Origin of the sequence: Croceibacterium segetis, assembly GCF_011320115.1 — a bacterium.
GTDB classification, from domain to species: Bacteria; Pseudomonadota; Alphaproteobacteria; order Sphingomonadales; family Sphingomonadaceae; genus Croceibacterium_B; species Croceibacterium_B segetis.
In genome coordinates this window covers 195,610-208,877 of sequence record NZ_JAANOZ010000006.1, presented here as the reverse complement: position 1 = coordinate 208,877, position 13,268 = coordinate 195,610, and the positions used below count along the sequence as shown (strand labels likewise).

Genomic DNA, 13,268 nt, shown 5'->3' with positions numbered 1-13,268 from the left:
GGTCGTGCTTGCCTGACATCTAACAGTCGTTAGGATTGAGATGTGGAGGGAGCCTGCGGCAGACGTGCATCTGCGCCGCATTTCTTCCCAGGAATATGCTCATCCCCGGTCCAAACGCCGGGAGGGTCGCTGAGCAGGTGATTGCATGTCGGGCCCAGCAGAGGCCCGCATTGGGAGGATACCTGATGACTTTGAAGAGCTTCGGATTCGTTTCGTCTCTCGCGATCGTGTCGGCGCTTGCGAGCCCGGCTTACGCGCAGGACCAAGGCGCCGCTGCGGCGACGACCACCACCAGTGCGGATAGCTCCGACGACACGACTGGTGCGCGGAACACCGAAATCGTCGTTACGGCGGAATTCCGCCAGGCGAACCTGCAGGACACCCCGATCGCAATCACGGCGGTCAACGCCGAAATGCTCGAGGCGCGCGGCCAGACCAACATTGCCGATGTCGCCGCCCAGGCGCCGAACGTCACCCTGACGCCGCAGCCGCAGAACGGGGGCACCGGCCTGATCGCCTACATCCGCGGCGTCGGCCAGACCGACTTCAACTACGCGCTCGATCCCGGCGTCGGCATCTATATCGACGATGTCTACATTCCGACCCTGTCGAGTTCACTGCTCGAGCTGATCGACCTCGACCGCATCGAAATCCTTCGCGGCCCGCAGGGCACGCTGGCCGGCAAGAACGCCATCGGCGGCGCGATCAAGCTGTTCAGCGCCAAGCCGACCGGCAGCGACAAGGGCTACATCGAAGCGACCTACGGCTCGTTCAACCGCGTCGAAATCCGCGGCATGGGCAACTTCCGTATCAACGATAACCTGTTCGCGCGTGTGTCCGGTGTCGGCCAGGCCCGTGACGGCTATCTCGACCTGCTCGACTACGGCGTCGCGCATCCCAATGAAAACGTCCCGGCCAATAATGCCCGTGGCGCCTACCCGGTGGTGGGCACGCAGGGCGGCAAGTCGATCGTCGCCGGACGCATAGCGCTGCGCTGGACGCCGACCTCGGCCATCGAAGTCAATCTCTCGGGCGACTACACGCATGAGCGTTCGGAGCCGCAGCCGACGGTGCTGCTGGCCGCGGGCCTGCCGCAAAGCGCGACCCATCCGGTCTTCATTCCGTCCGCGTCACCCAATGACGCGAACGCTGGCCTCCGGGCGGGCGCAGGCCCCGGCCAGCCTGCGTGGCTTCCGGGCAAGAACGGGGCCGCGATTCCGTTCGATTGCCGCTTCGTGCCCGCTGGTCCGTACAGCTGCGACGCGCTCAGCTCGAGCGTGTACGGCGGCGACTCCCGCTTCATCAGCTACGCGAACTTCCTCGATGGGACGGCGCCGACGACGCAGTCGCCGTACAAGCCCTATTCGGCGCTCCAGAACCAGGATTTCAACGGCTGGGGCGTGATGGGCAACGTCAGCATCGACCTGGCCGACCATCTGCAGCTTTATTATATCGGGTCGTGGCGTGAATACACGACCAAGTTCGGCCAGGACCAGGACGCGTCGCCGGTCCCGCTGGCGCAGCTCGACAACCGTCTCGACCACCGTGCCTGGAGCCAGGAGCTTCGCCTCAACGGTGACCTTGGCGACGGCTTCTTCGAATACACGCTCGGCGGGTTCTACATGGACCAGCAGGGCAGCTACACCGCCCGCGTCGATCTCAACTATGCCGGGATCGACTTCATCCACGGTCCGGACACCACGCCTTCGACCTCGAAGGCGCTGTTCTTCAACGGCACGCTTCACCCGACAGAGGCGTGGAGCATCTCAGGCGGCGTGCGCCGTTCGTGGGATGAGAAGACCTACACCTACTTCCGGCGCAATCCGGACGGGACGGTGCCGTTCCGCGAAGCCGACAACATGTTCATTCCGGGCGTGCCTGCCTGCGAATTCTTCCTCGGCGCGCCGACAGCCGGCCCCACGGGCATCGGCAATACCCCGAACTGCCTGCTCACCGGGATCTTCGACCTCGCGGGCAAGTTCAAGGGCTCGCGCTGGGATTGGCGCGTGGTCACCGACTACCGCATCTCGGACGAATTCCTGATCTATGCCTCCGTGGCGACCGGCTACAAGGGCGGCGGTGTGAACCCGCGGCCGTTCTTCGGCCCGTCGACGGGCGAGTGCGGACCGTTCACCTATAACCCGGACGGTACCGTCATTCCGGCGCCGCCGTGCAACCAGATCAAGCCGTTCAATCCGGAGAGCCTCATCACTTACGAGGTGGGCTTCAAGAGCGACTTCTTCGACCGCCGCGTCCGTCTCAACGGTGCCGCGTTCTACAACGACTACAAGGACATCATCTTCACCCTGTCGGCCTGTCCGTCGTCGCCGTGCATCCGGCCGACCAACGTCGGCAAGGCGAAGGTCAAGGGCTTCGAGCTCGAGACGAGCATCTTCCCGGTCGACGGGCTCTCGCTCGACGGTTCGCTGAGCTACATCGACATCAAGTACAACAAGGCCTCGGTCGCTCCGGCCGGTCTGCACGGCACCGAGACGTTCCCGTACACGCCCAAGTGGACCTATAGCTTCGGCATCCAGTACGATTACGACATCGGCCCGGGCACGGTCGGCATGCGCTTCGACGGATCGTATCGTTCGGCGATCTTCACCGAAACGGCCAACAGCCCGTGGAGCCGCGTCGACAGCCGCTTCCTCGGCAATGCCCGCCTCAGCTACACCTCGGCCGACGAAGATTGGCGCGTGTCGCTCGAGGTTCAGAACGTGTTCGACAAGTACTACTTCCTGAGCGTCAGCGACGTCACCAAGTCGCTCGGTGCAGTTACCGCCGTTCCCGGCCTGCCGCGCACCTGGGCGGTCACGGTCCGGCGCAACTTCGGTGGCACCCGCGCTGCAGCGCCGGCGCCGGCCGCAGCTCCGGAACCGGTGATCAATCCGCAGGCGCCGGTGCCGACCTACAAGCAGTGCCTCGACGGTTCGGTGGTCACGATGGACACCGCTTGCGCGGCTCCGCCGGCTCCGGTTGTCGCGCCGCAGGGCGAGCGCGGCTGAGGCAACTAGCCTTCGTCACCAGAAAGGGCGGCGCGAGCGATCGCGCCGCCCTTTTTCTTTGCCCCGAGGAAAGCAAAGCGCTCCCGGAAACGCAAACGGCCCGCGCAGGGCGGGCCGTCGCGCTTCACAGGGCTGGTCGATCTAGCGGGCGTTGAGCCGCTCGCGCATTTCCTTGCCCGGCTTGAAATAGGGCACCCGCTTGGCCGGCACCTCGACCGTCTCGCCGGTGCGCGGGTTGCGCCCCGTGCGCGAATCGCGCCCCCGCGTCGAGAATGCTCCGAAGCCGCGCAGTTCGACGCGTCCGCCTTCTGCCAGGCGCTTGGCGATCTCGTCGAAAAATATCGTCAAGACCTGTTCGATTTCTTCCGGCCGCAGGTCCGGATTATCCGATGCCAAGGTCTGCAGAAGTTCCGATCTAATCATCTGTACCTTTCCCCCCCGATCGCCAGGTCGAGCGCAGCCGGGACCGGCCGCACATATAGAAACCCATGCCGTAACCTTCGGCCGGTGGCCGTAAGGCGACATGCAACCGGCTGATTGCCAGACTAAAAGTCTGAGCGCAATCGGGCGAATGAACAAATGTTAGGAATAACTCGGCACCGGCGCGCCGCCGTCAGGCCTCGTCGAGCAAAGCCGCGGTATCGATGCCGAGCCGATCCATCCGCGTGCGGATCGCCGGCCATTCGTGTTCGAGGAAGCGGCGCCGCTCGCATTCGCGTAGCCGCGCGGCGGCTCCGGGGGTGACGAACATGCCCACTCCGCGCTGGACGTCGATCAGCCCGTCGGCTTGGAATTGCGAGTAGGCCTTGGCGACGGTGAGCGGATTGGCGCCCTGTTCGGCGGCGAAAGCGCGCACCGAGGGCAGCATCTCGCCTTCGCGGTAGCGGCCTTCGATGATCGCCGCCGCGATCAGGTCGCGCAGCTTTAGATAGACCGGGCGGGTGGCGTCGCTCATGGGGTGCATCAGTGCCATAATACAGCTACGCGCGTCAAGGATCAGTCTCGGGCGGGCAGCGGTTTCGCCTGAAACGAAATACGCTTCACAGCGGGTATTATGCCGTTAGGTTGCCGTGCGAGAGCCCGCCGGGGCCGCCAGTAAGGGGACCGACCGTGACTTCATTCCTGCCGATCGACCGCTGGCAAGAAGGCGACTGGATCGCGGCGATCGCGGCGATTGCCCTGTTCGCGGTGCTGGCGCTCGGCGGAATCATCGCCACCCGCCAGCGTGAGGAAGTCGTCGGCCATCCGCGCGGGCTGTTCGTGCTGTTCTACGCCGAGATGTGGGAGCGCTTCTCATACTACGGGATGCGCGCGCTGCTGATTCTGTACCTCACCAAGTGGTGGCTGTTCGGCGACGGCAAGGCGAACCTGGTCTATGGCGCCTACACCAGCCTTGTCTACATCACGCCGGTGCTCGGCGGGTATATTGCCGACCGCTACCTCGGCCAGCGCAAGGCGGTGCTGTTCGGCGGGGTGCTGCTGGCGTTCGGGCATTTGCTGATGGCCGTGGAGGGCAACGGCGGACAGGGCGATCCGACGATCAACGTGTTCTGGCTGGCGCTTTCGTTCATCATAGTCGGCTCCGGCTTCCTCAAGGCCAACATCTCGGTCATCGTCGGCCAGCTTTACCGGCTAACAGACGTGCGCCGCGACGGCGCCTACACGATCTTCTACATGGGCGTGAACGTCGGCTCGGCGCTCGGCACGATCCTCGTCGGCTATCTCGGCGAGACCATCGGCTGGGGCTACGGCTTCGGCCTCGCGGGCATCGGCATGGTTTGCGGCCTGATCATCTTCGTCATCGGCAAGCCGGCGCTGCGCGGCCGCGGCGAGCCGCCCGATCCGGTGCGCCTGGCAGAGCCGGCCATGGGCCTCAGACTCGAAAGCCTGCTTTACGTCATCGGCGTGCTGGCGGTCGTGGCGATCTGGCTGCTGATCCAGTATCAGAACGTGATCGGCGGCCTGCTGATGGTCTCGGGCGTGGGGCTGCTGATCTATGTGCTCGTCGAAGCGTTCAAGCACGATCGCGAGACTCGCGACCGGCTGTTCGCCATCATCTTCCTGATCGCGCTGGAACCGGTCTTCTGGGGCATCTACGAACAGTCGGGCGGCTCGTTCAACCTGTTCACCGATCGCTTCGTCGACCGCGGAGGGGTTCCGACCTCGCTGTTTCAGTCGATCAACCCGATCTACATCGTCATCCTCGGCCCGTTGTTCGCCTGGCTGTGGACCGCGCTCGGGCGGCGCGGGCTCGAACCGTCGACGCCGGCCAAGTTCGGCCTCGGGCTGGCACAAGTGGGCCTCTCGTTCCTGGTTCTCGTCTGGGGCGCCGAGTTCCTCGGCGGGGCGATGATCCCGGCCATACTAGTGTTCGTGCTGTACTTCCTTCAGACGACCGGTGAGCTCTGTCTTTCGCCGGTCGGGCTATCGGCGATGAACCGGCTGGCGCCGCGCCATATGGCCTCGCTGATCATGGGAGCGTGGTTCTTTGCCACCGCTGGCGGTGAGTTCGTCGCCGGCAAGATCGGCCAGGCGATCGGCGGCGAAGGCGGCGAAATGACCAAGGAAGCATCGCTGACGATGTACGCCAAGATCGGCTGGATCGGGCTCGGCCTCGGCGTGGCCGTGCTGGTGGTGGCACCGCTGGTCAAACGCCTGATGCACCTTGCCACCTTGCGCGACGACGATGTCGGAGACGACCTCCTCGGCCAGGGCGAGGCGGGCGAGCCGCAGATCGCCGGGATGCATCCGCAGACGAAAGGCTGACCGCCGCCTAAGCCGCCTGCTTGACCTCGGCGACGATTTTCTTCGCGGCGTCGCCGAGATCCTCGGCCGAGATGATCGGCAGGCCGGAATTGGCGAGGATGGCCTTGCCCTGCTCGACGTTGGTGCCCTCGAGGCGGACGACCAGCGGCACGTCGAGCTCGACTTCCCTGGCCGCGGCGACGATGCCTTTGGCGATTGTATCGCAGCGCATGATCCCGCCGAAGATGTTGACGAGGATGCCCTTCACCGCCGGGTCGGAGAGGATGATCTTGAACGCCGCGGTGACCTTCTCCTTCGAGGCGCCGCCGCCGACGTCGAGGAAATTCGCCGGGAAGGCGCCGTTGAGCTTGATGATGTCCATCGTCGCCATCGCCAGCCCGGCGCCATTGACCATGCAGCCGATGTCGCCGTCGAGCTTGATGTAGGCGAGGTCGTACTTGCTCGCCTCGAGCTCCATCGGGTCTTCCTCGGTCTCGTCGCGCAGCGCCTCGACGTCGGGGTGGCGGAACAGCGCGTTCGAATCGAAGCTCATCTTGCTGTCGAGCACCAGCAGTTCGCCGCCCTGCGTTTTGACCAGCGGGTTGATCTCTAGCATCGCGCAGTCGAGCGCGACGAAGGCGTCGTAGAGCTGCCGCGCGAGCTTCTGCGCGGCCTTGGCGAGATCGCCCTTGAGCTTGAGCGCGAAGGCGACCGCGCGGCCGTGATGCGGCATGAACCCGGTCGCCGGGTCGATGGTGATGGTGGCGATCTTCTCGGGCGTCTGGTGGGCGACGTCCTCGATGCTCATCCCGCCTTCGGTCGAGACGATCATCGCGATCCGACCGCTCTTCCGGTCGACCAGCAGCGCAAGGTAGTATTCGCTGGCGATGTCGACGCCGTCAGTAACGTAGAGCCGATTGACCTGCTTGCCGGCCGGGCCGGTCTGCACGGTCACCAGCGTGTTGCCCAGCATCTCCTTGGCGTTGGCCGCGACCTCGTCGATCGAATGCGCCAGCCGCACGCCGCCCTTGGCTTCGGCGGGCAGCTCCTTGAACTTGCCCTTCCCGCGCCCACCGGCGTGGATTTGAGCCTTCACCACATAGAGCGGCCCAGGCAGCTGCTTGGCCGCGGCGACCGCATCCTCGACGCTTAGCGCCGGATAGCCGGCGGGGATGCCGACGCCGAATTTCGCGAGCAGTTCCTTGGCCTGGTATTCGTGGATGTTCATCGGGCGCTTTCGCTCTGCTGGGAGGGGAATGCGGGCCGCATAGGGACAGCGCGCCCCCCTTGCAATGCGTTCTGCGCGCGTCCACTTGCGCCCGCGATGATCGACCGCGAGCGCCTCGAGGACATCTGCCGCGAAGCGGGGGACATGGCGCTGCGGCAGTGGCCCGGCCACGGGCACGCGCTCGAAACCTGGGAGAAGACCCCCGGCAGCCCGGTGTGCACCGCCGATCTCGAAGTCGACGCCTTCCTCAAGCGCGAGCTGCGGGCGCTCCTGCCCGCTGCCGGCTGGCTGTCGGAAGAGACTGTCGACCATCCCGAGCGGCTCGAGAAAGGACTGTGCTGGCTGGTCGACCCGATCGACGGCACGCGCGATTTCATTCGCGGGCGCGAAGGCTGGGCGGTCTCGGTGGCGCTGGTCAGCGAGAGCAAGCCGCTGCTCGCCTCGCTCGTCGCCCCGGCCCGCGGCGAGACGTGGAGCGCGACCGCGGGCCAGGGCGCCTGGCGCAACGGCGAGCGCCTGCAGGCAAGCACGCGCGAGACGCTGCCGGGCGCACGCGTCCCGGCCGATTCGCTCCCCAAGGAGGACAAGGACCTGACCATGGTCGACAAGCCCAACTCGATCGCGCTCAGGATAGCGATGGTCGCGGCGGGCGAGGCCGACCTGGTGGCGACGCTGCGCTGGGGCTTCGAATGGGACGTCGCCGCCGCCGCCCTGATCGCCCGCGAGGCCGGCGCCGCGGTGACCGACGCCTTCGGCAAGGCGCTCGCCTACAACAAGCGCGATCCGCGCGCCTTCGGCCTGCTGGTGAGCGCGCCGGCGATCCACCAGGCGGCGGTCGAGCGGCTGGCCACGCGGGCGCGCGAGTACATCAAGCGGGGCAAGTAGGAGCGGACGCTTCGCGCGGGCGCGCAAGTCTGCTAGCTCCCGCCGCGCGATGTCCTCCTTTCCCTGGTATGACCTTGCCATCCTAGCCGGGCTGATCCTGATCAACGGGGTCTTCTCGATGTCGGAGTTGGCGATCGTCTCGGCGCGAACCGCCAAGCTGCGCATGGCGGCCGAGAAGGGGAGTCGCGGGGCGAGGACTGCGCTGGCGCTCGCGGCCGATCCCGGCAAGTTCCTGGCGACGGTCCAGATCGGGATCACCCTCGTAGCCGTCGTCGCCGGCGCGTTTTCGGGTGCGACCCTGGGCGGACCGGTTGCCGAGCGCCTCGCCGTGTTCGACTTATCAGCCGAGACGGCGCACACTGTCGCGCTGGTGCTGGTGATCGGCCTGACGACCTTCTTCAGCCTCGTCGTCGGCGAGCTCGTTCCCAAGCAGATTGCCTTGCGCGCGGCGGTCCCGATCGCGCTCGTCATGGCGCGGCCGATGGCGTTCTTTGCCCGTATCGCCGCGCCGTTCGTGTGGCTCCTCGACACTTCCTCTTCGCTGATCCTTCAGGCCATGGGCCTGCATCACAAGGGAGATCACCGGCTGACGGCCGAGGAGCTGCAGATGATCTTCGCCGAGGCGACTCGCACCGGGGTGATCGAGGAAGACGAGCGGGCGATGCTTTCGGGCATCATGCGCCTGGGAGAGCGCGTGGTGCGCGAGCTGATGACCCCCCGGACCGAGATCGACTGGCTCGACCTTGGCGCGAGCGAGGCCGAGATGCGCGACAAGATCGCGGCCTCGCCGCATTCGCTGCTGCCGGTCGCCGAAGGGTCGGTCGACAAGGTCGTAGGCGTGATCAAGGTGCGCGAGGTCCTGGCGCTGCTGCTTTCCGGCAAGCCGGTGCGGCTGGCGCGGCTGATGAAGAAGGCCGAGGTGGTGCCCGACCAGCTCGACGCGATGGACGCGCTGCGCATCCTGCAAAGTTCGGGGTTGGGCATGGCGATGGTTCACGACGAATACGGCCACCTCGACGGCATCGTCACCGCGGCCGACCTGCTGACCGCGATGGCCGGCCAGTTTGCCAGCCATCAGGACGAAGGCGACGAGCCCGACCTCGTCGAGCGCGACGACGGCACACTGCTGATCGCCGGCGGGATGACGGCGGACGCGCTGGCCGAGCGGCTCGGTCTCGACCTGCCGGAAGACCGCGAGTTCGCCACCGCCGCGGGCTACGTGCTGTACATGCTCAAGCGCCTGCCGCTCGAGGGCGAGCACTTCACCGATCAGGGCTGGCGCTTCGAGGTCGTCGACATGGACGGCCGCAAGATCGACAAATTGCTGGTCAGCGAAGCGAAATAGCTTCGCTGGAACGGTCCGCGACCGGCGGACTGCAAGGCCGAACGGCCGCCCGCACGGGTCCCGCAGCGAAGCAAAGGAAGCAGCGCCGAGGATCGCGCGCCCGGATGGGCGTGCGAAAAACGAAAGATCAGCCGGGGATGCTCGCGCTCGCCGCCTGGCCGTCGCCTTCGGGCGCGGCGAGGATGGCTTGCGTCGTGGTGCCCTTGTCGACCGTGAAGGTCGTCGGCGAGCCGACCGCCGAGCGAATGCCCGGGTCGGCGGTGCCGGCGCGATTGAGCGCGCTGGTTTCGACCGCGCTGCGCGGGGCCGGGCCGCCGAACAGCGCCTGGAGGGCCTGCTGCGCGGCGGTGCCTTCGGCCGGGCGCGGGGCGCCGGGCTGCGGCGGGGTCAGCGCGAAATCGGGCGGCACGGCCAGCGGCGCCTGGCGCTGGACGGCGAATTCGTCGGGCCGGTCGCGGTTGCCGAGGCCTTGGCTGGCGCAGGCGGCGAGCGACATGGCGCCGGCGATTACCAGGCTGGAACGGTAGGGAAAGCGCATCAATGGGTCTCCGCGGGTTGGTCCGCCTTGGCGGCGTCGCTCTGCGTCTCGGCGGGTTTCTCGCGCATGAACAGCGAGCGGGCAAGGATTATCAGCACCCCGATGGTGATGCACGCGTCGGCGACGTTGAAGATCAGGAACGGGCGAATGGCGCCGAAGTGCAAATCGGCGTAATCGAGCACGTAGCCTAGGCGCACGCGGTCGCGAATGTTGCCGAGCGCGCCGCCGAGGACCATTCCCAGCGGCAGGATGTCGCCGAGCTTGCGTTCGCGCAGCAACCACACGGTCACGCCAATCGCGATCAGGCCCGTGACGGCGACCAGGCCCCAGCGCATCTCGGGCGAATTGGCGGTGAACATGCCGAGCGAGACGCCGTGGTTGTGCGTGCGGGTGAAGGCGAAGAACGGCAACCAGTCGATCGTGTCGCCCATGCGCATGTTGAGCGGGTAATCGACCACCCATTTGAGGGCCTGGTCGACGGCGAAGATCACTGCGGCGAGGACAAAGCCCAGCAGGCGATTGCGAACGGTCTTGGTCATGCGGGCTGATCCATTTCCTGCACCACGTCGCTGCAGCGAGCGCACAGCGCGCCGTCCTCGGGCACTTCGGGCAGCAGCCGCCAGCAGCGGCCGCATTTGGCGTCTTCCGACGGGCTCACCGATACACCGGATCCGCTGGCACGCGAAACGGTTGCGCTGATGAACAGTTCGGCGAGCAAATCGTCGTCGACGCCGGCCGGGACTTCCTCTGCCGGAACCACGACCCTGGCTTCAAGGCTCGAGCGGACCTGCTTTTCGCGCCGCAGCGGTTCGATCGCCTCGGTGACCTGCTGGCGCAGCGTGCGCAGCGCGGCCCATCGTGCCGTGTCGGCTGCGGCCCGGGGGACTTCCGGCCATTCGAGCAAGTGCACGCTGCGCGAGTCGGGGTAGCGCGTACCCCAAACCTCTTCGGCGGTGAACACCAGCACCGGAGCGGCGTAGCGGATCAGCGCGTGGAACAGCGTGTCGAGTACCGTGCGGTAGGCGCGGCGGCGCGGGTCGCCAGGGGCGTCGCAGTAGAGTCTGTCCTTGCGGATATCGAAGTAGAACGCCGACAGGTCCTCGTTGCAGAAGTCGGTCAGCGCGCGAACGTAAGTGTTGAAGTCGAACTCGGCGACTGCGGCCCGCAGCGTGGCGTCGAGCTGGCCGAGCAGGGCGAGCACGTAGCGTTCGAGCTCGGGCATCGCCTCGACGCCGACCCGCTCGCTGTCCGCGAAGCCGTCGAGCGCGCCGAGGAGGTAACGGAAGGTGTTCCTCAGCTTGCGGTACTGGTCGGCGACGCCCTTGAGGATCTCGTCGCCGATCCGGTGGTCCTCGGTGAAATCGACCGACAGCGCCCACAGCCGGATGATGTCGGCGCCGTAGGTCTCCATCACCTTGTTCGGGTCGACGGTGTTGCCGAGGCTCTTCGACATCTTCTTGCCGTCGCTGGCCATGGTGAAGCCGTGGGTCAGCACCGCGTCGTACGGCGCGCGGCCACGCGTCGCGCAGGATTCGAGCAGGCTGGACTGGAACCAGCCGCGATGCTGGTCCGAGCCCTCGAGGTAGAGGTCGGCCGGCCACGAGAGGTCCGGCCAGCGGCCGCTCTCGAGCACGAAGGCGTGGGTCGAGCCCGAATCGAACCACACGTCGAGAATGTCGACGATGCGCTCGTAGTCCTCGGCCTTGTAGTCGTTGCCGAGCAGCTCCTGCGCCGCCTCGTCGCTCCACGCGTCGACGCCGTGCTCGCGCACCGCGGCAACGATCCGCGCGTTGACCGCCGGATCGACCAGGTACTGGCCGCTCTTCTTGTCGACGAACAGCGTGATCGGCACGCCCCACGCGCGCTGGCGGCTGAGCACCCAGTCGGGCCGTCCCTCGACCATCGAGCCGATGCGGTTACGGCCCTTCTCAGGGTAGAATTGGACGCGATTGATTTCGGCCAGCGCGATGCCGCGCAAGGTGCGGTTCTCGCCTTGCTCGGAGCGGATAGCTTCCTCGACGTCGCACAGCGAGATCTGGCGGTTGAGCGGGTGATCCATCGGCACGAACCACTGCGGGGTGCAGCGGAAGATCACCTTGGCCTTGCTGCGCCAGCTATGTGGATAACTGTGTCGATAATCGGTGGACGCACTGAGGAGAGCACCAGCCGCGCGCAAGTCCGAACAGACCGGCCCGTCGGGCGCGTTGAACTTGGGGTTGATCACGCTCATCGAGCGTTCGTCGGTGCGCGGCAGCCACGGCCAGTTGTCGCGATAGCGCCCGTCGGCCTCGACGACGAACTGCGGCAGCAGGCCGTAATGGCGGCACAGCTCGAAATCGTCCTCGCCGTGGTCGGGCGCCATGTGGACCAGGCCGGTGCCGCTGTCGGTGGTGACGAACTCGCCCGGCAGGAACGGCCGCGGCTCGGCGAAGAACCCGCCGAGGTGGTGCATCGGGTGGCGCGCTACGGTGCCGGCGAGGTCGGAGCCTTTGAACGTCTTCTCGACGTCCATCACGAACTTGGGTTTACCGACATCGAATGGCGAGAAGTCGATATCGTCGAGCGAACGGTTCACGCGCTCTTCGAGCGCCGACAACAAACCGGCAGCGACGACGAACCTTGGCCCTTCCCGGAACCAAGGCAGCTCTCGAGCCGCAAAGCCCATCGCTTTGCCTGACGGCCCGCTAAACTCTTGGCCATCTTCCTTTACCGCGAACCAACAGTCCACGAGAACGTACTCAACCTCCGGCCCGTAAGCCAAAGCCTGGTTCACCGGAATCGTCCACGGCGTGGTGGTCCAGATCACCGCGTGCGCGCCGACCAGCTCGGGGATTGGGCTCTCGACGATCTCGAACGCTACGTCGATCTGGGTCGAGACGATGTCCTCGTACTCGACCTCGGCCTCGGCCAGCGCGGTCTTTTCGACCGGGCTCCACATCACCGGCTTGGCCCCGCGGTAGAGCTGGCCGGTCTCGGCGAACTTGAGCAGCTCGGCGACGATGGTCGCCTCGCTGTCGAACTGCATCGTCAGGTAGGGATTGTCCCAGTCGCCGCCGATGCCGAGGCGCTTCAGTTGCTCGCGCTGCACGTCGACCCAGTGCTGGGCATAGGCGCGGCACTCGGCGCGAAATTCCTTGGCGGGAACCTGGTCCTTGTCGAGCTTCTTCTTGCGATACTGCTCCTCGACCTTCCACTCGATCGGCAGTCCGTGGCAGTCCCACCCGGGCACGTAGGGCGCGTCCTTGCCGAGCAGCGTCTGCGTGCGCACGACCATGTCCTTGAGCACGTGGTTGAGCGCGTGGCCGATGTGCATGTCGCCGTTGGCGTAAGGCGGGCCGTCGTGGAGGATGAACTTCTCGCGCCCCTTTCGGCTCTCGCGGACCTGCTGGTAGAGCCCCTCGGCTTCCCAACGCGCGGCGATGCCCGGCTCCTTCTCGGGGAGGCCGGCTTTCATCGGGAAGTCGGTCTTCGGCAGGAAGACCGTCGGTCGGTAGTCGCGCGGTTCGGACATGGAGCGCG

Annotated in this window: 10 protein-coding genes; 4 read left to right on the top strand and 6 right to left on the bottom strand. The window is 66.4% G+C overall.

Translation table 11 applies throughout. The annotated features are described in order from the left end of the window. Positions 1-185: 185 nt before the first annotated feature. Positions 186-3,008 (top strand): TonB-dependent receptor, encoded by a 2,823-nt coding sequence (locus G7B69_RS09355; protein WP_166178498.1) that lies wholly within the window; start codon positions 186-188, stop codon positions 3,006-3,008. A gap of 141 nt (positions 3,009-3,149) precedes the next feature. Here the strand turns inward: G7B69_RS09355 and G7B69_RS09350 are convergent, their stop codons facing one another. Both G7B69_RS09350 and G7B69_RS09345 read right to left on the bottom strand, forming a co-directional pair. Continuing rightward, entirely contained in the window at positions 3,150-3,431 is a 282-nt protein-coding gene (locus tag G7B69_RS09350) for an integration host factor subunit beta (RefSeq protein WP_166178496.1), read from the bottom strand. 190 nt (positions 3,432-3,621) lie between these two features. Beyond that, positions 3,622-3,963 (bottom strand): GntR family transcriptional regulator, encoded by a 342-nt coding sequence (locus G7B69_RS09345; protein WP_166178494.1) that lies wholly within the window; start codon positions 3,961-3,963, stop codon positions 3,622-3,624. 155 nt (positions 3,964-4,118) lie between these two features. On the opposite strand from G7B69_RS09345, the gene G7B69_RS09340 reads away from it, so the two are divergent. Then, on the top strand, positions 4,119-5,774 hold the full coding sequence (locus G7B69_RS09340; protein ID WP_243415101.1) for a peptide MFS transporter: 1,656 nt from the start codon (positions 4,119-4,121) through the stop codon (positions 5,772-5,774). 7 nt (positions 5,775-5,781) lie between these two features. Here the strand turns inward: G7B69_RS09340 and sucC are convergent, their stop codons facing one another. Next, positions 5,782-6,981: an ADP-forming succinate--CoA ligase subunit beta gene (sucC, locus tag G7B69_RS09335; RefSeq protein ID WP_166178492.1), complete on the bottom strand. Its 1,200-nt coding sequence runs from the start codon at positions 6,979-6,981 to the stop codon at positions 5,782-5,784. 96 nt (positions 6,982-7,077) lie between these two features. On the opposite strand from sucC, the gene G7B69_RS09330 reads away from it, so the two are divergent. Together G7B69_RS09330 and G7B69_RS09325 are read left to right on the top strand one after the other, a co-directional pair. After that, positions 7,078-7,866: a 3'(2'),5'-bisphosphate nucleotidase CysQ gene (locus G7B69_RS09330; RefSeq protein ID WP_166178489.1), complete on the top strand. Its 789-nt coding sequence runs from the start codon at positions 7,078-7,080 to the stop codon at positions 7,864-7,866. A gap of 49 nt (positions 7,867-7,915) precedes the next feature. Next, complete coding sequence (locus G7B69_RS09325) at positions 7,916-9,211, top strand: hemolysin family protein (protein ID WP_166178487.1); 1,296 nt, start codon at positions 7,916-7,918, stop codon at positions 9,209-9,211. A gap of 127 nt (positions 9,212-9,338) precedes the next feature. Here the strand turns inward: G7B69_RS09325 and G7B69_RS09320 are convergent, their stop codons facing one another. The 3 genes from G7B69_RS09320 to G7B69_RS09310 are packed head-to-tail and all read right to left on the bottom strand — an operon-like array spanning position 9,339 to position 13,260. Further along, positions 9,339-9,749, bottom strand: a complete 411-nt coding sequence (locus tag G7B69_RS09320) for a DUF3035 domain-containing protein (protein ID WP_166178485.1) — start codon at positions 9,747-9,749, stop codon at positions 9,339-9,341. Beyond that, the gene (gene lspA, locus G7B69_RS09315; protein WP_166178483.1) at positions 9,749-10,288 is read right to left on the bottom strand and encodes a signal peptidase II; all 540 of its coding nucleotides are present in this window, start codon (positions 10,286-10,288) and stop codon (positions 9,749-9,751) included. Before lspA ends, G7B69_RS09320 begins: the two co-directional genes overlap by 1 nt. Next, on the bottom strand, positions 10,285-13,260 hold the full coding sequence (locus tag G7B69_RS09310; RefSeq protein WP_166178481.1) for an isoleucine--tRNA ligase: 2,976 nt from the start codon (positions 13,258-13,260) through the stop codon (positions 10,285-10,287). Before G7B69_RS09310 ends, lspA begins: the two co-directional genes overlap by 4 nt. Positions 13,261-13,268 lie beyond the last annotated feature (8 nt).